The sequence below is a fragment of the Haladaptatus ordinarius genome (assembly GCF_054177595.1).
This window is the reverse complement of sequence record NZ_JBPEHH010000045.1, coordinates 1-20,243: the sequence shown is the minus strand read 5'-3', so window position 1 is coordinate 20,243 and position 20,243 is coordinate 1. Positions and strand designations below refer to the sequence as shown.

The following is a 20,243-nucleotide window of genomic DNA, read 5'->3' as shown; positions in this document are numbered from 1 at the left end:
TCATAGCGACTCAAGGTTCAGTTCCAATGATGACCGCATTTTGACTCATTCCTTCTTCTCAGATCTCATTTGATTAGATTTTCTCTCTATCACTGACTTATGGGTAAGAGACAGGTCTTTAGCCGCGGGAGGATGTCACGTATCCTCGAATGCGAGGGGGCTTTCAGGTGATTTCCGTCAGTCTTACTCGGGTCGCCGAACGTCGTTCGCTCGATGTTCAAACTGGCGTCGCTCTCCTGTGGACAGTGGGTGCGCTCGCCGTTCTCCTTCTGACTTCATTCGTCCTCGAGGCGACGACGCCGATATTTCAGGTGCTCTGGCTGGTCGTGCCGCTCGTTTCTCTCGTTCGATTCCGCGATGCCGAGCGGGTCGGAATCCGCCGTATCGGGTTCGGGCGACTCCTCCGGTGGACCGTCGTTGCGGGTATCGCCTACGGACTCTTACTCCTGTTCGTCGAACCATGGGCCGGCGTCTACGACCGACTGCTCGAACTGGCTGTCGACGGTCCAGATCCGACGTTCACGTGGCTCGTCCGGTTCGACGGCGCGGTTGCGTGGCTGGGTCTCGCGCTGTTCAGCGGCTTCGTCACGTTGTACAGTGAGGAGTTGTTCTTTCGAGGGTGGGTCCTTCAGACGCTCGAACGACGAACCCGCCCATCCGTCGCCGTCGGTGTCCAAGCAGTGCTGTTTACGCTCTTTCAGTCCATTCCCGTCTTCTTTTTCAGCCAGGAACGAGCACTCCTGTATCCCCTCGTATACGCATTCGGCCTCGGTCTCATCCTCGGAACGGCCGCACACGTCACCGAGAGCATCTGGCCCGGCCTCATCGTCGCCACGGCGGCGAATCTCGTGCTAACGGCGTTGCTCTTCTGAGGTCGTGTCCCGGTGCTTAGTGACGAATCGTTGTCTTCGAATCTCGGAGTCGGTTCGACGTGGTTGGCGTCGTAACGAGGGAGGAGTAGGGAGTCGTTGTCGTCGTGATACGTTCTTCAATCGGCCCATAACAAACGACGAGCACGCTGTTAATCTATCGATGAGTGAGTATTGATGTTCTCTCCAGACGATCCGCAGACCCGTCGTCGCGTCCTCGAACTCTCCGGTTCGGTCCTCGCGAGTTCGTCACTGGCGGGCTGTTTCAGTTCGGTCCGTGAGAGTCGAGATGGAGGAACGACCACCACCGAGAATCGGTCGAAGGAGTCCCGTCAGGTCTCGCTAGAGAAACTGGGCCAAACACGACCTTCGGCGGAGTCGTCTCCCAGCGGCGGCTACTCGGAAGTGGCAGTCCGAGCCGATGGTCGGTACGCTGTCATCGGGACCAAGTGGGGCATCGACGGCTCCTATCTCGTCGACCTCACGGACCCAACGGCCCTGAAACAGGTACACTACCTGGCGAGCGCGAACGACGCGCCGAACCTGGACGTCAAGTTCGACCATCGGAACGGCCTGTACTATCGGGCAATCGAGGAAACTTGGTCCGGGAACTTCGAGGTCGTCGACTACGGCTACGCGAACGGAACCCCCAGTTCCCCAACGGTCGTCGGCACCGTCTCGGAAGGAAAATCGCACAACGTGACGCCGCACCCGACGAAGTCAGTTCTCTATACGGTGAACTACAGCCTGGACACGAACGGGTTCGACGTGTACGACGTCAGTAATCCGACAGCCCCGCGCAAACTCGGCGAGTACGGCCCACAGGGGGCGAGTCACGACATCACCGTCGATGCCGAACGGGAGTTACTCTGTTGTGCCTATCAGTCCGGGCAGTTCGTCGGCCTCGTCCTCTACGACGTGAGCGACCCACGAAACCCGAACGAAATCGGGCGCTTCGACTATACCGAACGAAAATCGTACGGGCAAGCGCGAGTTGGTGAGGAGGCGTTCGGGAGTGCCCACCACGGTCACTTCGACCCACGACGCGAGTTGCTCGTCATCGGGGACGAGCGTCCACAGGGCACCCCTGGTGGGAAACACGTCTTCGACATCGGATGGAAAGACGGGTCACCGTCGAACCCCATCCCGGTCGGATTCACCGTCTCACCGAACGCTCGTCGCATGGAGACGGACGACTTCTCCGAGCGCTTCGATTGGACCGGCCATCACTTCGCCATCGTTCCGTGGGGGAAAAAGACGTTCGTCGTCAGCGCCGACTGGCACGAAGGCGTCGTGTTGTACGACGTCACGGACCCGACGGCTCCACAGCCCATCGACCGGTATCCGACCGACGACGGCGCGAAGGGGATGACGCCGAACGACGACGTTGCCCGACTCGGCGGGCCACCGATGGCGTGGAAGGCGGCGTACACCTCGACGCGCGAACGCGGACTCGTCGTCGCGAGCGATTCGTTCACCGGACTGTACGCGTTCGAACTGACGCCTCGCCCCGAGTAGTTCGGTTCGCCAGCGCCCCGAGTTCGAAACGGAACGCCGACTTCAGAGTCCGGCGTACGGTCCGCCCTTCGCTTCGGTGAGTCGGTCGACCTGTTCGTCGGTGAGGTCGATTTCGGCAGCGGCGAGGTTCTCCGTCAACTGGTCGACGGTGCGGGCACCGACGATGGGTGCGGTAACACCGTCGCGGTGCATGAGCCACGCGAGGGCGGTCTGGGCGGGCGTCGCACCGACCTCCTCGGCGACTGCGTCGAGTTCGTCGTGGAGGTCGAAGTTCTCCTCGGTGAGATACGACTCCTCGAAGCGGCTGGACTCCGCAGCACGAGACTCGCCGGTCAATCCGTCCTCGCGGCTGTACTTGCCGGTCAGGAAGCCCTGTCCGAGTGGGCTCCACGGGCAGACGGCGAGCCCGTCGTGACGACTCATCTCCAGGTAGTCGCCCTCGATTTCCCGGTCGACGAGGTTGTAGCGTGGTTGGAGGACGGTGAACGGCTCCCAACCCTCGTTTCGGGCGATTTCGTTCGCCTTCGTCACCTTCCACGCGTTGGGGCGCAACGTCGAGGCACCGAGATAGTTCACCTTCCCCGCCTCGACGAGGCCGTTCAGGGTCTTCATCATCTCGCGTGCACTTGTCTGGTCGTCCCAGCGGTGGATGTACAGGACATCGACGTAGTCCGTGTCCAGACGGTCGAGAATCTCGTCGACGCGATGACGGATGTTCTTCCGGTTGGTCCCTCGACTGTTGGGGTCGCCTTCCCGAATCTGCCAGTAGATCTTCGAGGCAATGGTATACCGCTCGCGGTCGCGGTCTTCGAGCCAGTTGCCGATCCATCGTTCGCTCTCGCCGCCGCCGTACACGTCTGCGGTGTCGATGTACCGGCCACCCGCCGCCTCGTAGGCGTCGAGCAGTTCGTAGGCACGCTCTTCGCCGATTTCGACGTTCCCCTCTTCTGTCTCCTTGCCGAACCGCCACGTCCCGAACTGCAGTTCGCTCGTCTGCAAGCCGGTGGTTCCGAGTTGGACGAATTCGAGGTCGAGTGATCCCAGATCAGTCATTGGCAACTGCTACTTGGGCCAACGGCCTGAAAAGGATTCACCAACCGGCAGACGAGCGAAGCGGCCTCGTGAGCCCCGGTGTCCGACCTGAACGGTGCATTTCCCGGTCGTCAGCCAGACACCCCCTCGAACGTCCTCTCGAAGTTGGTGTCGTGCTTACAGACGGCCGTTCGTCGTTCTTCGGTCGAGGTGTGCTGGTCTTTCACGTTCCGATACGACAAAAATCGGGTGTCGAGAGATTCGGCTCCGTCGAAACCTCCAAGTGGTGATAGATTTCGGTAACCGTGCCGAATAGAGGGCGCGAATGGAGCACGAGCCAGCGACCACTCGATGCGGAACGGTGGTTGCACAATGCAGGTAGTGTACGAATCGAAACGATTGAGTACACATCAACTAAACTGACAATGAATGCCCTCCCGACGAGACGTTCTGCTCTCCAGTGGATGTGTTCTTACTCCTCTGCTTTCTGGCTGTTTAGATGTTCTCGGAACGAAGCCGTCCGTCCGAGAAGTCGGCATACTAATCTCCAACGGGGATAGTCGACCGCGGACGTTCAGCGTCGCCCTCGAAATCGAAGAGGGAATGCTGGAGAGAAAATCACGAACGGTCGCGGCCGACAGCGGGGAGGTCGTCTTTGTCGAGCCGCCAGAAGGTGCTTATCCCGTCGCACTCCACGGAACGGTTGGCGAATACGAAGAGGCCTTCGAGTTCGATGGTTTGGGCAATCCCGACGACGGATTTTGTCTCTATCTGTATTTCTATTACCGGCACTTCTTTTGGGACAATCGAATCTGGAGAGCGTCACAGCTTGAGTGTAGGTGAGTTCACCACCGCCGAGTTTGCAGATTTGCTGAACGGCTGGTTTGTCGGATTCGGCGTGAAACGACCGAAGCCGGCACGCTGAACTTGCTTTCTGTGTTCGGCACGCCATTTTCGTCGGGTGGTGCGGATTTCACCAGAGCCGGAGCGCCGGAACCCGGAACGGTTCTCGGTTACAGCGAACTCCGATGGAGGTCGACGACCGGTTCGAGGCCGGAACCGTCGTCGGAGGGTCGCCAAATCACGTCCGCGACGACGAAAACGTCGTCTCGGAGACGAACGATCTCGTTCTGCCGCGGCGGAACGTCCATCTCGTACGTGACCTCCTTCTGGCCGTCGGGGTCGAAGGTGACGTGCATCCAGACGAAACGCGACACGAACGGTCTTAAAATTGTGCCGCATTCGACGGTTAGCCTCCGCCTACGCACCCTTGGTTGTTTCTTGAACGACTGCTAATCTATCGATAGCTATCGATGTGGAGACTCGTAACCTGTAGAAAGGATTAAAATTCAGTTATCACTTTTCTGGTCCTCTATCTCGGTGAACATGACGAGACGAACCATCGTCGTGTCTGACCAAGAGTGGGGAGAATCTCGACCCCAGTGGTTCCAGACCGCTCCTCCGTTCGAACCGACAGACAGGAAGCGACTCGACGTACCCGTGAAACAGCAGGGCGATGAGTCGAATGAGTCCCGTCGCGTCGGTGAGCGGGCGGTGGCGTCTTCTCACGGGATGGTCGGAGCGTGAGTTTTCTAACGATCCTCCCGTTGGCCATCGTGATGGTCGCAGGGCCACAGCTCCTCAGTGCCATCTTCCTCGCCACGAGCGAGAACTGGCGGCGAAACTCCGCCGCGTACGTCTTTGGCGCGTTTCTCTCGATTAGCCTCGTCGTCACGATTGCATATCTCGTCGGCGACGTTGCCACCAACCAGGGAACGTCGAACGATACGCTATACGTCGTCGTTCTCGTGCTGCTCCTCGTCGCTATGGTGAACGTCTATCGGACGAGAGAGGAGTCGGAACCGCCGAAGTGGATGGGCAAGCTAGAGCGGGCGAATCCGAGATTCTCGTTCCGGCTCGGATTCTTGCTGCTTGGATTTTTCCCGACCGACATCCTCACTTCCTCCGCCGTGGGGTCCTTCCTCGCGGGGAACGGGGACCCGCTGGTCGACGCCCTCCCATTCGTCGGGCTAACGCTCCTGTTCCTGGCGCTCCCGTCGCTCGTCCTGCTCGCGTTCGGTGACCGTGGGAAGGCCTTCCTGCCGAAGGCCCGCGACTGGATGAATACGAACTCGTGGGTCGTCAACGAGGTCGTCATCCTGCTTTTCATCGCGCTCACCCTCAACAACCTGTTGGGGTGAACCACCTCGAAGTCGCAGGTTCGCGGATAGGTTCGACGATTCGGGGTAGACGGCCGGCATCGGAGCGTCGTACGACCAGTCGGAAGAGTGTGAGAGGTGCAAGCGTTTCGTGCGTTCGGCTCGCGCGAGCGTTCGAACGCGGGAAATCCGTCGCATCGTCCCGACTCTCACGTTCTGAAAATCGCCGCGCTACTTGATGCTTCCGTAGCGCGTCTGAATGCACATGAGTACGTACGCGAACACCAGGTCACGAACCGATTCTCGCGGGGGGCGTCCCGTCCCGGCATACGGCCCCGTCGACGCCGTCCTCGGCTTCGTGCTGTTCTACGTCGTCGTGGACCGCGCGACACCGACCATCGTGGACGTGAGTACCAACGTGCTCCCAGACCTATCGCCGTCGCTCGTCGGACTGGGACTGGCAGCGCTGCTCTGGTTCGTCTTCACGATGACCGTCCTCGACCAGGTACGCCGCCAATTCGCAGCATTCGGCGTAGGCACTCACGACGCCGTCGGTGACACCCGGGGTCACACCACGCTCACCGAGACGCAAGCACTCGCGTACCTCGTCCTGGTACTCGTCGGCAGCGTCGTCGCAGTGTGGACGTTCGACTCGGCGATGGAGACGGCAGTGTCGATGATTCGCACCGTGTCGACTCTGGACGTCGCGGCGTTCGTGCCCGTCGACGTCGTCGTGATGGTCGTCTTCTTCGTCTCCTTCGGGGTGACGACCCGCGCCCTCGACAGGCTGGTCATCGGAGGAATCAGGGCGATGCTGACCGACTGAAGGGCGCGATTAGCGATTCGACGTTCAGACCTGCGAGTTCGTCGACACGCCTCTCGAATCGGACCGCAGCCGACCCGAGCCCAACGTCCGAGGGCGGGAGCGGTCTTCTGATTCCCGCGAGACGGGAAGCTTCGGAGCAGTACAATACGTAGCGGAGCGTCGATTCACGCATGAGACCCAAAAACGAGTGGTTCAAACCGGAGAAGCTCAAGGCGTACTACTTCATTTCCGAAGCCATCGTCCTGGCGTTCGTCGTCACGGTAATCGGCGCTTTCACTTACGGTGGTGTCCTCGCAGCGGTCGAGGAGTGGGTGTTGCTGGTCGGCGGGGCGGTACTCCTCGTCGCGTTCGGCTTCCTGACGTGGTGGATTCCGGCGTTTTTCCGAACCGCCGACTACCGGTTCACAGACGACGAAATCGAGTACCGTCGTGGGGTCTTCTTCCAGCAGAAGACGACGGTTCCGTACAATCGAATCACCAACGTCGATGCCGCCCAGGGGCCGCTCCAGCGACTCGTCGACGCCGGACAGGTCGGTATCCACACCGCCGGGTACGGCGGCCAGACGGGAGCCGAACTTACCATCGACGGCGTCACCGACTTCGAAGATATCAAAGAGCAGGTGCTAGCCAGGGTTCGACGGCGGCCTCCTGAAGCGACCGAAAGCGGCGAGACCGGCGAGGTGACGATACCCCAGGCCGACCGGGAGACGGAGACGCACGAGTTGCTCGTCGAACTGCGTCGCATTCGAGAACTGTTAGAACAGGGGCGTATCGCCTGAGTCTCCCCGTCGTCGAGCGGTTTCCTACACGGCTTTCCGGTGTTTTCACGACATCCGGTCGTGGCTGCGGAGACGAACGGTCCCGCGTCGGCAGTCGACTCCGATTTCGCCGCGGAAACGCCTGGATTCAGCCTTTCGGTGGGACGTATTCGACTCCCTCCGGGACGTTCTCCCGGTCGGGAGTCTTGACGACGATGGTCGACGACAGTTTGTTGAACAGGCGAACGTACTCGTCTTCCATGGCAATCCAGCCAATCAGCACGTCGAGAGGCAGGAAAAACGCCTTTCCGAAACTCTCGATTGCCGCCGTGACGTAGTCGATGTCTTCACCTCGGTCGTCGGTAACTGCGATGTTCATGACCATCTTGCCAGCCGATTGACCCTGGTATCCCTCGAGACCCGTCCAGTAGACCCACAGCCCCAATCCATTGACACCCAGGAACGGGGTCGTCAGGGAGAGACTACCGGTGACCAGCGAGAAGAGACCGGCGATCTCGCCGAACGCCGAGAGCGTCGCGCCGACGAGGAGGACGTCGATCAGCCACGCGAAAAAGCGGCTATCCCAGGACGCGAGATAGATCTTCTGTTTAGCCGTCGAGTCACGGTCTGCGTCTGTCTCGTCGATGTCCATACCTCCGTGTTCTCGAGTCCTCTACTTGATAGTTCTTGCAGGAAACCCGTCCGATTCGCACGCAGTTTGAGCATCACACCGCATACAAATCTCCCCGGTCGATACTACCGACGCGCCAGCAGACGGAGACGCTCACCGCTCGACGGCGATACGACGGGCATCGGTGGCCCGTTCACTCCTCGCCGACGGTTCGGCCCGTGACGGCTTCGAGGTGCCTGAGGAGTGCCATCATGTCCTCGTCGCCGTGACCGAGCGCTCGCGTCGCGCTCGCCGCCTCGCGAGTCGCGGCCGTCGCCGGGAGCGGGACTGCCTCCTCACCGGCGGCGTCGAGGACGAGATTCAGGTCCTTGAACAGCAGGTCGACCGGGAACTGCGGCGTGAAATCACGCTCGCGGACGACCGGCCCCTTGTAGTCGAACAGTGGGGCACCGAGGACGCCGTTCTGGATGACGTCGAGCACGTCCTCGAGCGGCAGGTCCTGCCCGTTGGCGAACGCCAGCGCCTCCGAGAACCCTTCCATCAGGACGCCGAGCAGGAGGTTCGTGGTGAGTTTCATACTCGTCCCGTCGCCGACTTCCCCGACGTGACGAACGTCGCCGAACACGTCCAGGAGTGGGCGAACGTCGGCCAGCACGTCGTCTGCGGCCCCGGCGAGGACGAGGAGTTCGCCCCGTTCTGCGGGGCCGATGGTTCCGAGGACGGGCGCGTCGACGAACCGACCGCCCGCTTCGTGGATTCGTTCGGCCACGTCCGCCGTCGCATCGCGCGAGACGGTACTGGTATCGACGACGATCGTCTCCCCTCTCAATCCGTGTGCGACTCCGTTCTCGCCGAGGACGACCGCACGGAGCGCCTTGGGGTCGCTGATCATCGTGACGACGGCGTCCGATTCGCTCGCCAGTTCTCTCGGCGAATCGTAGGTGGCGATGCCGGCGTCGGCGAAGGGGTCCATCTTCGAAGCAGTGCGGTTGTACACGCCCAGGTCGTAGCCGGCGTCGTCGACGTTCCACGCCATCGGGGTTCCCATCGCGCCGAGTCCGACGAAACCAATGCGTTCCATGGTTCGCGGTTCGAGCGCCAACCTGTAATCAGTTCCGTGAACGTCCGCTGACGTGTGTCGTCGGCACCGACAGGAGCGACGGCCGACGGCGAAACCCTCGGCGACTGGCGTCTCGACGGACGAGAGAACCGTCTTCGTCGAGGAATCGGGCGAGAGGGTCGGATTCGCGCAAGGGGGTTCCGACTCACGTGAACGACCGAAGCGCGAAATCCTCGTGTTCTGCGAGCTGTCGCTCGATTCGTGCCTGCCGCCACCCCACTGGCGAGAGGACGCTCGCGGCCGCTCGAAGTAACAGCTCTCGATAAAACCGGCCATCGTACTCAGTCGGTTCTTCGACTGCCAGCGCGACTCGGTCACGAGACCGTTTCTCGTCGTCCACGACGACGTACGAGATACTCTGGCCGGGTGCCCGCGACAACCCGAGGGCCGCGGCACGGTCGAGTGCTGCCATGCTCCGCGTCGACTGCGTGTAGTCGTCGCGAGCCTTCGAGACGCGCTTCGTGATGACGAGGTCGGCGGGATCGACCTCGTTCCGGCGGAGTCGGTCGACCCACGACCGGAGCTCCTCGCAAACCGGTTCCGGCTCTCGGCGTTCGTCCAGTGTAGCGACGAGCGCCTTCTGGGCGTCGTCGACGAACGACGGGGTGTTTCGCTGGCGACACTCGATACCGCGATACTTGTACTCGTCCGCGCCAGCCACCTTCCCGAAGTACTTCGTCAACGCGCCAGCGTCCGAATCACGAAGCGGAATGAACGCTATCCAGTCGTAGTGTGCCTCGTGTTCCAGGCGGATTTCGACCTGTTCCGAGATTTCCGAGGTGAGGGCGTCGAGCGGCGTCTGTGCTGTGTCGGTCATCGGCGTGACCCAGACGCTATCGACGATACCGTGGACGACTCGCCAGCCGTGTGCTTCGAGCATCGATTTCGTCTCCAATAGGATTTCGCGAGCGAACGCATTGATGGCTTCGTGGCACTCGATACGCCCGAATTTCGCGTTCGAGAAGCCCTGATAGCCGAAACACGAGACGAGAATCCACTTGATGGCGCTCGAACGACCGGCGAGTCCGTCGCGCCGGTCCGCGTCGTCCGTCTCCCGAATCTCGGCTTTGATGGCGTCTCTGTCTTCGACGAGGGGTTCGAGCACGTCCGGGAGGTAGCCGCGTTCGTCACAGATGGCGTAGCCGAGGCCGGGCACGTCCTCACGGTCGGCGTGACATTCGCACCGAATCTTCTCGGGGCTCACGTTCCGGGTGACGATGATGTTCGGATACAGCGACGAGAAGTCGAGTTCGTGCACGTCTTCGTGCAGTCCGACGTCCGGAGAAAACGTGAACCCGCCCCGGTCGGCGTCGTGTAACTGCCGCATCGTCTTGAACTGCTCGTGACGCCACGAGTGCCACGGAACGAGCACGCCTCGTTCCCGCGCTTCCCGAATCTGAATCGCGGTGAGGACGTTGCCGATGGACGACCACGATAGCTCCTGCAACGGCTTCCCCGACCGTTTTACGAGGTCGAGACAGCCGTCCAGATTCGTCTGGTTCCACATGACCGTGTTCGACCGGTCGACGATGACCCGTCCCGGGAGGTTGTACCAGGCTGGTGAGTGGCCGACGCGGCCGTAACTCGTGTACGTCGATTCGCCCGCGAGTTGCTGCCAACCGGGGAGTCGGCCGAGGTGGAAGTCGACGTCGAGGCGGTCCGCCTGCCGATACAGCACCGGAACGACGTCGCTCGTGTTCAACAGTAGAACGTCCGGGTCAGCGCGGCCGACGCGAGTTGCGAGCGTTTCTACGATAGCTCTCCCGTCACCCGTCACCGGTTCGCCGTCGACGGTGAGTTCAGTGACCGTCTCGCTCGCCAGTTTCGTCTCCGGAACCGAGATGCGCATCGAAGAGAGTCCACGACGGGGGAGTGGGGAGAGACGGTTCTCGAGAGAGTAGCGGAACTCGCGCGAGAAATCGACGTTGTAACAGCGATACTCGCCCGGCGAACCCCATCTTCGGAGCATCGAGGCGACGTCGGTGACCGCGTCGAGGTCGACGACGTCCACCCGGAGTACCGACTCGGGGTCGTGCCGGAACGAGATTCGTTCCTCGACGGACGTGACGTGAGCGACGGCGGGGTGGTCACGCAGTGTGGCCTCCGCATCGGAGAGCGACCCGGCACCGTGTGCGGAGAGGTAGATGGTCGGCGTGTACGACTCGTCGACCGTGTACTCCGCACCCGATTCGGTCAACGACCACCGGAGAACCGTACCGTCGCGGTAGTCGAACTTGTAGACCATCGTCACCCCTCGTCGTTCAGGTCGTCCTCCAGGTGGTCGAGTCTGTCTTCGAGGTCGTCTATCCGTTTCTGTTGTTCGAGAGCTATCGAGACGAGCGCCGGAATCTCGACGAACTGGTGGTTCTGAAGCCCGCTCGCGTCGGCGTGTGTTCGTGCGTGCTCGAAGAGACGGTCGAACACTTCCTGGTCGGCGTGTCGGAGCGCGCGACGGTAGTCGTCCCACCGCGACTCCATCGCACGCAGCAGGTCGCGGTACGTCGGATTAGTTCGACCCATGCGCGACCACCTCCGTCGAAGCGTCCGCACCGGCGATGGCTGGATGACGAGCCGTGAGGACGCGCGTCCAGAACGCCAGCGTCGTCTGTACCAGCCCGTTTTCGAGTGGATAGACCAGCGTCTCGTACTCGTCGCCGGTAAAACGCGGACCGAACACCGTTTGCTCACACCGGAGGACGTCGTCTGCGCGCTCCCGGACCGGTGCCGTCAGCGAATCGGCCGCGTGTCGGGTCAGGAGGACGGGAACGTCGAACGTGTCCGCAATCTCGCCGACGATATCGAGACCTGCCGAGAGCATCCGTTCGCCCTCGTCACGCGGGAGGTCGTCCGACCGGTAGAACCAATCGAACGCAGGGAAGACGACGACAGCGGTGTCGTCCGTGAGTTCGGTTGCGGTATCTCGACAGAGACTCTGGTGTTGCCACGCGGTGAACGCGCGAGCGATACGAAATCGTTCGAGGACGCGCATTGACAGTGCGATTTTCGTCAGCGGTCGCGTCGTCCCGTGACCGTGGGCGTCCACCCAGACGGCCGAACCGCCCTCGACGAGGAGGTGGTCGAAGACGAGCGACTGGAGCGCGCCGGTCGCTCGCTCGTCCGTCTCGAGCAGCGTGACACCGCTTTCGAGCGTCGGAAGTTCCAGTTGGTCGTGGTACATCGTCACGAGTAGACATATCGCGGAAAGGTACATAGGCAAGACAGGGTCGTTTCCGAAGCTTCCGAAAGCAGGGATTACCGAAGCCGGTAGGTGCGTGCGCGGTTCTTTCCCTCGGCGATGACGAGCCGATAGTGTTCCATCTTCGCCAGATGGTTTCTGACGGTTCGGTTCGTCTTCGGGTCGTCGACGCGCGCTCGATACGCCTCGTAGAGTTCGCCCGGGTTGAGTTCGCCCTCCTCGTCCAAAATCTCGTAGAGGGCGCGTTGATGTGGGTTGAGTTGTTCGATGGTTTTCTGTCGAACTTCGTGGCGACCGTCCGGAACCGCTTCGCGGACGATATCGGTCGTAATCCGCTCCAGTCCTGCCTGGTCGGCGCGGCGGACCGCGTTTCTGAGGATACCGATGGCGACCCGTGCATCCCCGGCGGCGGCGTCGGCGATCAGTTCCAGGTGTTCGTTTCCGAGTGCGTCTTCCGAAAGTCCCCACCGGACGCGAGCGTGGAGGATAGCGACGAGTTCGTCGAGGTGGTACTTCTCGAAGGGAATGCGAACGCACGTCTGTAATCGACTCGCGAGCCGACCATCGAGGAGGGAGAACAGCTCCTCTTCCCGATTCGTGATGAGAATCATAGAGATATTTCGCATCCGGTAGAGGTCATAGAGCACGCTCTTGTCTTCGAGCTGGTCGACCTCGTCCAGGATGACGACGAACTGCGGGCCGTCGTAGCCCTGGAGGCGGTCGAGCAGTTCGTCTTTCGGCGTCGAGCGGCGGTGGATGTCGACCGTCTGGTCGATGCCCTCTAGAATCCGGTAGAGCACCTGAAACCGCGTGTAGTCCTGCCAGCAGTTGACGTACTGGGTGTCGATGTCGAGGACGTTCTCGCGCAGGCGTTCGACCGTGTAGTTCGCGATACAGGTCTTGCCCGCACCGGACGGCCCCAGTAACAGCGACGTCTCCCCGGTCTGGCCGTCCATGATGGGTTTGAGCGTGTTCGAGAGGGCGTTGATTTCCGCGTTTCGATGCTCGACTTCGTCCGGGATGAACTGCGGTTGCAGGACGCGAGCATCGTGAATCATCGTCTCGCTCGTATATATTCCGTCCGACATAATAAACGGAAGTGGGACGTTTCCGATACTTCCGATAGTTGCAACCGCCATGACAGCGAGTAAACCTGCCTACGTTGGCGTCTGGCAGGGCGAGAACCCGGTACCCCACGAAGGGAGACGAGCACGACGGCCATGTGCGGTTAGAGCTTCGGGATCGACGTGAACAACAGAACGAAGGCGTTGACGGTCAGCAACACCAGCACGACCCACTGGAAGATGCGCTCGGGGATGTTATCGAAGATGTAGACACCGACCCACGCACCGACGAACACCATCGGAACGGCGACCGCAGCCTCGATCATGAGCGGCGGCGTCACCGCACCCGTGTACGTGAGGCTCCCGAGACGGTACAGCATGAGCGTCCCGAAGAACGCGGTGAACACCGATTTCATCTCCTCGTCACTCCAGAACCCACTGGCAGACATGAATGCGCCGTAGATAATCATCGGCGGGCCGGGAACGGCGACGGCACCGCCGAAGATTCCTGCGAACAGTCCCGCCGTCGCTCCGACGACATTTCCCGGGCGATAGTCCCATGCCTCTATCCGGTTCGTGACGACATCGAGTTGCTGGGTCGCGCCGACGATGACGACGGCTAACACGAGGACAGCACCGATGGCGACGCGCATCTGTGCCTCGTCGAACCGACTGAACACGTAGATACCCAGCGGCATCCCGACGGCGAGACCAGCGACGGGGACGGCCCACTTTCGCCAGTCGAAGGCGTCGCGAACGCTCCACCAGACGCGACCGTTGCTCACGACGGCAGTCGCTGTGAAGATAATCGATGCACTCGAGGGCGACCGGAACAGGGGCATCAACCCCATCGATACCTGGGCGAAGCCAAATCCGGCGATACCGTGAACGACGGATGCAAACAGTATGACGACCGCAGAGAGACCGGTCGTTACCCAGTTACCCGTCATCGGACTATCACCATCTCACGAGTCGAATGGACCATCGATGTAGATGGAAGTACACACTCCCGATTCACGTACGTTCTTGTTCAGACAACGGGGAAAATCACCACAGCAGTCTAGCAATCGAAGTGATTTCGACGTTCGACCTCACATTCTAATCCGGTCACACCCCCTCACACTCGGACGGCCACCGCTCCGACCCCGTAAGCGCTCTCAGTCGGTCTTGGACTGTCTTTCGAATACTGCCCACAATCTTTGAAGGGATAGACCTCAAATCTTTATTCGCGCCAGTATGAACCGGAGCGAGTCCCCTATGGCGGAGTGGCAGTATCTCGACGGCGGCCGCAGTCGTGAGGATGGCGAACCTGACCTCGTGTTCGCACACGTCAGCGACCTGCACGGTCAGTTGACGCCGCGATACCAGGTATACTACGACAACCCGACGTCGAGCCGGGACGTCGATTTCGGGGACGACGACCGAATCATCGAACGTGGGGGTGGCGTTCCGGTTCTCGCGGCCAAACTCGACGAGCTCCGCGACGAGAACGACGTCTGTACGCTGATGAGTGGCGACACGTTCCACGGTTCGGCCGTCACGACGTACACCGACGGGCGGGCGATGCTCGACCCCATCAACGAGCACGTCGACCCCGACGTCTACGTTCCCGGAAACTGGGATTATTCGAACGAGGCCGCAGAGGACGGGAACTTCCTACAGCTGATGGACGGACTCGATGCGCCCATCCTCGCCAACAACCTCTACGACCGGGAGACGAACGACCGGCTGTACGAGCCGTACGAGATTCTCGACGTTGGCGGTCTCTCGGTGGGCGTCGTCGGGATGACGAACGTGTACGTCGACCGGATGGCTCCCGCCTTCTACGAAGGGAAGTACCAATTCGGCAAGCACCCAGCGCTCCTCGAAGAGTCCGCGCAGGCCGCCTGCGACGATGGGGCGGACGTCGTCGTCGCGGTCACCGAAATCGGTCTCCCCTGGATGGTACAGGCCGCCAAGGATTGTTCGAGCGTAGATCTGATGTTTAGCGCCCACACGCACGAGTACACGTACGACCCGATAGTCGTCGAGGAGACGGAGACGGTCGTCGTCGAGTCCGGGATGGGCGAAGCGCTCGGACGCGTGGACCTCCGAATCCAGGATGGAGAGGTGCAGTTCCGTCACCACCTCTACTGTCTGACCGAGGACAACGACCGCACCCCAGAACCGGACGAAGACGCGAAGGACACGGTCGAAACAGTCCGTGAGCGGTTCTTCGACGACGACCCGCAGTTCGAGCGCGGGGCCGGGACGCTCGACCGGCCCCTGGATACGGTCGTCGGACGGACGGAAAACGCGCTCTACCGGCAGTCGTTTCTGGAGAGCGCCTGGAATACGCTGTTCAACGACGCCCTTCGCGAACACTTCGACGCAGACCTGGCCGTCTCGCACGGATTCCGGTACGGGACCGCCATTCCACCCGGGGAGATCACCCTCGGACAGTTGTACACGTTCTTCCCGATGACGACGCCCATCGCCCGCGGCGTCGCGTACGGCCAACAGATAACCAACCACATGGAAAATTTCCTCGTGGACAACTTCACGCCGTACCCCTACGACCAGGAGGACGGCCGGGTCCGAAACTACTCCTCGAACGTCGAGGTGGTCGTCGACCCGACCGCCAAGCGCGACCGCCGACTCGTCGAGATGCGAATCGACGGCGACCCGATAGACCCCGAGGAGACGTATTCGGTGGCGACGTTCCGTCGTCCCGGAGACCCGGAGCGAGACCTCGGCAACTGCGGTTTCCCGTTTCGGGACGTCCACGTAGACGCCGAGACGACCCCAGTGGACGTCATCGCCGCGTACGTCGAAACACACTCGCCAATCGACTACGAGGTGTTCGGGCTGGTCGAGACGGCCGACGACGGTGGGCGAGCACAGAACACGCCCGCCGACGGGCCGTACCCGTTCATCCAGCCAGGCGTCGACTACGAGAACGGGGAGGCGTACTGCGAGACGGCCATGATTCCACGAGGAGACACGTTCCCCGAAGAGGGCCGAAATCGATACCGATAGGGACCATGAAACGACGACAGACGCAGCGAACAGATAGTAAACACGAACGACACAGGTGAGACACCATGGTAAAGAACATCACTGCCGAGCAACTCGCGGACAAGATCGACGCAGACGAACAGTTCACGCTCATCGACACGCGCCCGGAGGAGAGCTTCGAGGCGTGGCACGTCCGAAACGCAGAGAACGTGCCGTACGACCCGGACGAGGGGTTGAGCGAGGAGCAGTTGAACGAGGTAAACGCCCTCGTCGACGGCCGACCAGTCGTCGCCATCTGCGGGAAGGGGCTGACCTCGACGCCGTTCGGATTCGAACTCGACGAACGCGGGTACGACGACGTGGAGGTCGTCACCGGCGGGATGGAAGAGTGGAGTAAGCTCTACGAGGTCGTCCCCATCGAGACGACCAACGACGACCTCGTCGTCCGGCAGGTCCAACGACGTGCGAAAGGCTGTCTCGGCTACGTCGTCGGCTCGAAAAAGGCCGAGGAAGCCGTGGTGGTCGACGCGACCAGGCAGACCGACCAGTTCAAGGTCGCCGCCCAGGACGCAGGACTATCCATCGGAGGCGTGCTCGATACGCACGTTCACGCCGACCACATCTCCGGGAGTCCCACGCTCGCCGAAGAGGTCGGCGTCCCGTACCGACTCGGTGAGACGGCACACGAACGCGGCGTCCAATACGAGTACGACCCGTTGTCGGACGGCGAGACCACCGAAGTCGGCGACGTGGAGATAGAAGCGCTCCACACACCCGGCCACACGTCGGAGATGATGAACTATCTCGTCGACGGCGAGGTACTCCTGACGGGCGATACGTTGTTCGTCGACTCGGTGGGACGAACGGAACTCCAGTTCGGAGAGGCCGACGCATCGCGCGGAGCCGAGATGCTGTACGACTCCCTCCATGAGACCATCCTCGAGTTACCGGACGACACGAAGATTCTACCGGGGCATCTCACGGTCACGAGCGACGGTCGCTACGAGAACGGTTCGCCGGGAGAACCGCTCTCTGCCCGTCTCGGCGACCTGCGCGAGGAACTCGACCTCCTGCAACTCGATAAAGACGCGTTCGTCGAGCGACTGACCGAGGAAGCCCCGGAGAAACCACCGAACTACGAGTCGGTCATCGCCATCAACACCGGAAAAGAGACCGTCGACGACGAGGGCGAAGCGACCGAACTCGAACTCGGCCCGAACAACTGTGCTGCGTGAGAGTGCGTGCCACTCCAGCACCTAAACTCCCCCTACTCGGGCGAGTTCTGAGCGACGATTTTCCGGTCGTTCGCCGCCGAACGACCGCTTCCGCCGTTCTTCGGGGGAAACGAATCGGTCGATACGTCTTTTTGTTCTCGAATGGTACCAACTAACATGACCACAGCAAGTCAAAACGACTCGTGGCTACGAATCGTCCTCGTGGTACTCGCCGTCATTCTGTTGGTGCCAACGTTGCTGATGCTGTTCGCGTTCCCGATGATGGGAGGATGGATGATGGGACCAGGGTACGGAGGGCAGGTCCCGGTCTGGGGGTGGGGGATGATGCTCGTACCGTTGCTGGTCGTGCTCGGCCTCGGCTATCTTCTCTACCGCGCACTCGCGGGCGGTGGTTCCGGTGACGCCGCGCTCGAAGAACTACGACTGGCCTACGCTCGCGGCGACATCTCCGAAGAAGAGTTCGAAACACGGCGCGAACGCCTCCGCCACGACCAGTAGCGTCGGCACCGCCGGACCGTTAGATTGTCCGCCGTCGCTGCGAAGCCTCGGTACTCTGCTCGGAGGTTACTCCGTGGCGAAGAGGTACGTCAGGACGACGACGAGCAGCACCTGGACGGCCTTGTCAAACAGGGCGAGTCGGAGGTACGGCAATCCCATCTCGAGCCAGAGGACTATCTGGGCGAGCGTGTACGGAATTCCAAGCGCGTACAGCCAGCGTCGTCTCACACTGAGTACGAACAGCACAATTCCACCGAAGAATCCCGCGCCTGCGAGCAACAGGGGAAGCCCTCCGTATCCCAGGCCCTTGTAGACGTGAATCGCCCCGGTGATTGTGGCGAGGACGAGTGCGACACTGTGGACGATGCCGACGTCGTCACCACGAACCAGTGTGCGCTCGGTGGACGTCGCCATCAGTGCTCACCACCGCTGTCGAGGGCCGCTTTCGTTAGCTGGTTGAGTTCGGTCAGTTTCGCCCGGACGCGCGACGGGAACGACCGCTGAGGTCGTTTCAGTCCCGGTTGATTCGAAGGGGCGGGATTTCCGACGACGACGCTCCCGATCATCCCCATCTGCTCGTGCGGTGGACAGTAGTAGTCGTAGACGCCCTCGACCTCGAACGTGTGTGAGAACTCACCTCCGGTCAGCGCACCGCTGTCCCACGGTTTCGCACCGTCTGGAATCCGATTCGGCTTGCCGTGGGTCGGGTGGTACGCGACGACGGCGTGTCGGCCGGACTCGTTCTTCCACGTCACCGTCCCACCTTTCTCGACGTGGACGACGTGGGGATGGAAGTGGTTTCGATTCTCCGTCAGGTACTGCGAGAGGCTCATCTTCCCGGTGAGCACGTCGAGGATACCGCCGTTGGTGTTCATCGACACCGTCACGTGGTCGGTCGCCTTTCCGATACCACTTCCGTGGCCCGAATCGCCGTGACCGTCGTCGTGGCCGTGCTCCGACTCGGTCCCGCCCTCAGTCGTTCCACCGTGGCCGTGTTCCGTTTCGGTGCCACCGTGACTGCTCGTCGTCGTTCCACCGTGGCCGTGTTCCGTTTCGGTGCCACCGTGACTGCTCGTCGTCGTTCCACCGTGGCCGTGTTCCGTTTCGTGGCCGTGGCCGTCGTCCTGGGTCGTCGTCTCATCGCCGTGGGTGACCCCGGCAACGCCCACAGCGGACAGCGTCGCCAGTCCGCTGAGTTTCAACACCTCTCGCCGGTACTGTGATTTTTTCTGAGACATCAATCAGTTCGTCGTACACAAATAGGGAATAAAAGTGAATGGAGCGTTTTCACGGGATTTAATAACCAAAATCGGTTAAGTCGAATCCGACCCCGGTTCGGAAGCGGGCCCGTGGCGAGACGACCCCTGTTCCGACTCGGTCGGCACCCCCGGATGCTGGCTTCGGGAGGTTATACGTACTCGACGACCCGCGCCATTCCCGACTCCAGGTGGTAGAGGTTGTGACAGTGGAACAGCCAGTTTCCAGGGTTGTCCGCGAGGAAATCGAACGTCACCGACCCCATGTGGCCCGGCACGATGACCGTGTCCTTCATCGCATCGCCGACCCGGAAGAAGTGACCGTGCAGGTGCATCGGGTGGAGGACGGGGCTTCGGTTCGTCATTCGAACCCGCACGTGTTCTCCCTTCCGAATCTTCAGTGGGTTGGCATCCGGATACGCCTGTCCGTCGATGAGCCATCCGTACGAGCCACCCCTCTCGGGCGACAGCGTCAGGTCGAAGGTTCGGTCGGGACTGCCACGGAGCTTTTCGGGGACACGCTTCGCTCGCAGGTCGCCGTACTGGAGCGTCCGCCCCCACGCACTGACCTGTGTCGGCGACGCGGACGTACCGGCGTACCGAAACAACGCCCGGGCTGGCTGTTCGTCTCCATCGAGTGGCTGGCCCCGAATCTCCCATGAACCGGGGTTCGTCGCTTCGACGACGGCGTCGTATCGCTCGCCAGATCCGAAGACGAACGAGTCCACGGTGACGGGGTCGACGGGCCGGCCGTCGGTGTGCGAGATGGTCAATTCGTGACCGGCGACGCCGATGCGGAACGCCGTCGCGCTGCTCGCATTGACGAAGCGTAGGCGGACGCGTTCACCGCGCTGGACGTCGAAGGTGGCGGGATTCGCTGGAAGACGACCGTTCACGAGCAGACCGGCGTACGGTGGGCGTAAGTCGCCCATCATCCCGCCCATGCCGCCTCCTTGACCTCCACCGCCCATGCCGCCTCCTTGACCTCCACCGCCCATGCCGCCTCCTTGACCTCCACCGCCCATGCCGCCTCCTTGACCTCCACCGCCCATGCCGCCTCCTTGACCTCCACCGCCCATGCCGC

General features: G+C 61.7%; 22 protein-coding genes. 10 read left to right on the top strand and 12 right to left on the bottom strand.

Annotation, left to right across the window (positions count from 1 at the left end; genetic code table 11):
- The first annotated feature begins 167 nt into the window (after positions 1-167).
- Entirely contained in the window at positions 168-872 is a 705-nt protein-coding gene (locus ACR3FF_RS16115) for a CPBP family intramembrane glutamic endopeptidase (RefSeq protein ID WP_458189114.1), read from the top strand.
- 174 nt (positions 873-1,046) lie between these two features.
- Positions 1,047-2,387: an LVIVD repeat-containing protein gene (locus tag ACR3FF_RS16110; protein ID WP_458189113.1), complete on the top strand. Its 1,341-nt coding sequence runs from the start codon at positions 1,047-1,049 to the stop codon at positions 2,385-2,387.
- Positions 2,388-2,429: 42 nt separating this feature from the next.
- On the opposite strand, the gene ACR3FF_RS16105 is transcribed toward ACR3FF_RS16110, so the two are convergent.
- Entirely contained in the window at positions 2,430-3,440 is a 1,011-nt protein-coding gene (locus tag ACR3FF_RS16105) for an aldo/keto reductase (protein WP_458189112.1), read from the bottom strand.
- Positions 3,441-3,848: 408 nt separating this feature from the next.
- Between ACR3FF_RS16105 and ACR3FF_RS16100 the strand changes: the two genes are divergently transcribed.
- On the top strand, positions 3,849-4,262 hold the full coding sequence (locus tag ACR3FF_RS16100) for a hypothetical protein (protein WP_458189111.1): 414 nt from the start codon (positions 3,849-3,851) through the stop codon (positions 4,260-4,262).
- Between the two features lie 170 nt (positions 4,263-4,432).
- Here ACR3FF_RS16100 and ACR3FF_RS16095 read toward each other — a convergent pair whose 3' ends face one another.
- Positions 4,433-4,618, bottom strand: coding sequence for a hypothetical protein (locus ACR3FF_RS16095; protein WP_458189110.1), 186 nt, complete (start codon positions 4,616-4,618; stop codon positions 4,433-4,435).
- 187 nt (positions 4,619-4,805) lie between these two features.
- Between ACR3FF_RS16095 and ACR3FF_RS16090 the strand changes: the two genes are divergently transcribed.
- The 4 genes from ACR3FF_RS16090 (at position 4,806) to ACR3FF_RS16075 (ending at position 7,183) form a co-directional block, all read left to right on the top strand.
- Complete coding sequence (locus ACR3FF_RS16090) at positions 4,806-5,006, top strand: hypothetical protein (RefSeq protein ID WP_458189109.1); 201 nt, start codon at positions 4,806-4,808, stop codon at positions 5,004-5,006.
- Positions 5,003-5,620 (top strand): GAP family protein, encoded by a 618-nt coding sequence (locus ACR3FF_RS16085; RefSeq protein ID WP_458189108.1) that lies wholly within the window; start codon positions 5,003-5,005, stop codon positions 5,618-5,620. Before ACR3FF_RS16090 ends, ACR3FF_RS16085 begins: the two co-directional genes overlap by 4 nt.
- A gap of 223 nt (positions 5,621-5,843) precedes the next feature.
- Positions 5,844-6,404 (top strand): hypothetical protein, encoded by a 561-nt coding sequence (locus tag ACR3FF_RS16080; protein ID WP_458189107.1) that lies wholly within the window; start codon positions 5,844-5,846, stop codon positions 6,402-6,404.
- Positions 6,405-6,574: 170 nt separating this feature from the next.
- The gene (locus tag ACR3FF_RS16075) at positions 6,575-7,183 is read left to right on the top strand and encodes a PH domain-containing protein (RefSeq protein ID WP_458189105.1); all 609 of its coding nucleotides are present in this window, start codon (positions 6,575-6,577) and stop codon (positions 7,181-7,183) included.
- Positions 7,184-7,310: 127 nt separating this feature from the next.
- Here ACR3FF_RS16075 and ACR3FF_RS16070 read toward each other — a convergent pair whose 3' ends face one another.
- From ACR3FF_RS16070 to ACR3FF_RS16040, 7 genes are all read right to left on the bottom strand, one after another.
- A complete protein-coding gene (locus tag ACR3FF_RS16070; protein WP_458189104.1) occupies positions 7,311-7,814 on the bottom strand; it encodes an RDD family protein in 504 nt (167 codons plus the stop codon).
- A 172-nt stretch (positions 7,815-7,986) separates the two neighbouring features.
- Complete coding sequence (locus ACR3FF_RS16065) at positions 7,987-8,874, bottom strand: NAD(P)-dependent oxidoreductase (protein ID WP_458189103.1); 888 nt, start codon at positions 8,872-8,874, stop codon at positions 7,987-7,989.
- A gap of 184 nt (positions 8,875-9,058) precedes the next feature.
- Positions 9,059-11,158: a type B DNA-directed DNA polymerase gene (locus ACR3FF_RS16060; RefSeq protein ID WP_458189102.1), complete on the bottom strand. Its 2,100-nt coding sequence runs from the start codon at positions 11,156-11,158 to the stop codon at positions 9,059-9,061.
- A 2-nt stretch (positions 11,159-11,160) separates the two neighbouring features.
- The gene (locus ACR3FF_RS16055) at positions 11,161-11,433 is read right to left on the bottom strand and encodes a DUF8156 family protein (protein WP_458189101.1); all 273 of its coding nucleotides are present in this window, start codon (positions 11,431-11,433) and stop codon (positions 11,161-11,163) included.
- The gene (locus ACR3FF_RS16050) at positions 11,420-12,091 is read right to left on the bottom strand and encodes a hypothetical protein (protein WP_458189100.1); all 672 of its coding nucleotides are present in this window, start codon (positions 12,089-12,091) and stop codon (positions 11,420-11,422) included. The genes ACR3FF_RS16055 and ACR3FF_RS16050 overlap by 14 nt, the downstream gene beginning before the upstream one ends.
- A 74-nt stretch (positions 12,092-12,165) precedes the next feature.
- A complete protein-coding gene (locus ACR3FF_RS16045) occupies positions 12,166-13,167 on the bottom strand; it encodes a Cdc6/Cdc18 family protein (protein WP_458189115.1) in 1,002 nt (333 codons plus the stop codon).
- A 170-nt stretch (positions 13,168-13,337) separates the two neighbouring features.
- Complete coding sequence (locus ACR3FF_RS16040) at positions 13,338-14,123, bottom strand: TSUP family transporter (protein ID WP_458189099.1); 786 nt, start codon at positions 14,121-14,123, stop codon at positions 13,338-13,340.
- A gap of 286 nt (positions 14,124-14,409) precedes the next feature.
- Here ACR3FF_RS16040 and ACR3FF_RS16035 point away from each other — a divergent pair, with 286 nt between their 5' ends.
- The 3 genes from ACR3FF_RS16035 (at position 14,410) to ACR3FF_RS16025 (ending at position 17,903) form a co-directional block, all read left to right on the top strand.
- The gene (locus tag ACR3FF_RS16035; RefSeq protein WP_458189098.1) at positions 14,410-16,191 is read left to right on the top strand and encodes a bifunctional metallophosphatase/5'-nucleotidase; all 1,782 of its coding nucleotides are present in this window, start codon (positions 14,410-14,412) and stop codon (positions 16,189-16,191) included.
- Positions 16,192-16,256: 65 nt separating this feature from the next.
- Complete coding sequence (locus tag ACR3FF_RS16030) at positions 16,257-17,405, top strand: MBL fold metallo-hydrolase (RefSeq protein WP_458189097.1); 1,149 nt, start codon at positions 16,257-16,259, stop codon at positions 17,403-17,405.
- A gap of 156 nt (positions 17,406-17,561) precedes the next feature.
- Positions 17,562-17,903: an SHOCT domain-containing protein gene (locus tag ACR3FF_RS16025; protein WP_458189096.1), complete on the top strand. Its 342-nt coding sequence runs from the start codon at positions 17,562-17,564 to the stop codon at positions 17,901-17,903.
- A 66-nt stretch (positions 17,904-17,969) separates the two neighbouring features.
- On the opposite strand, the gene ACR3FF_RS16020 is transcribed toward ACR3FF_RS16025, so the two are convergent.
- From ACR3FF_RS16020 to ACR3FF_RS16010, 3 genes are all read right to left on the bottom strand, one after another.
- Positions 17,970-18,317 (bottom strand): DUF7475 family protein, encoded by a 348-nt coding sequence (locus ACR3FF_RS16020; RefSeq protein ID WP_458189095.1) that lies wholly within the window; start codon positions 18,315-18,317, stop codon positions 17,970-17,972.
- Entirely contained in the window at positions 18,317-19,141 is an 825-nt protein-coding gene (locus ACR3FF_RS16015; RefSeq protein WP_458189094.1) for a cupredoxin domain-containing protein, read from the bottom strand. Before ACR3FF_RS16015 ends, ACR3FF_RS16020 begins: the two co-directional genes overlap by 1 nt.
- A gap of 170 nt (positions 19,142-19,311) precedes the next feature.
- Positions 19,312-20,243: multicopper oxidase family protein (locus tag ACR3FF_RS16010; protein ID WP_458189093.1), on the bottom strand; the 932-nt coding region annotated here is incomplete at its 5' end.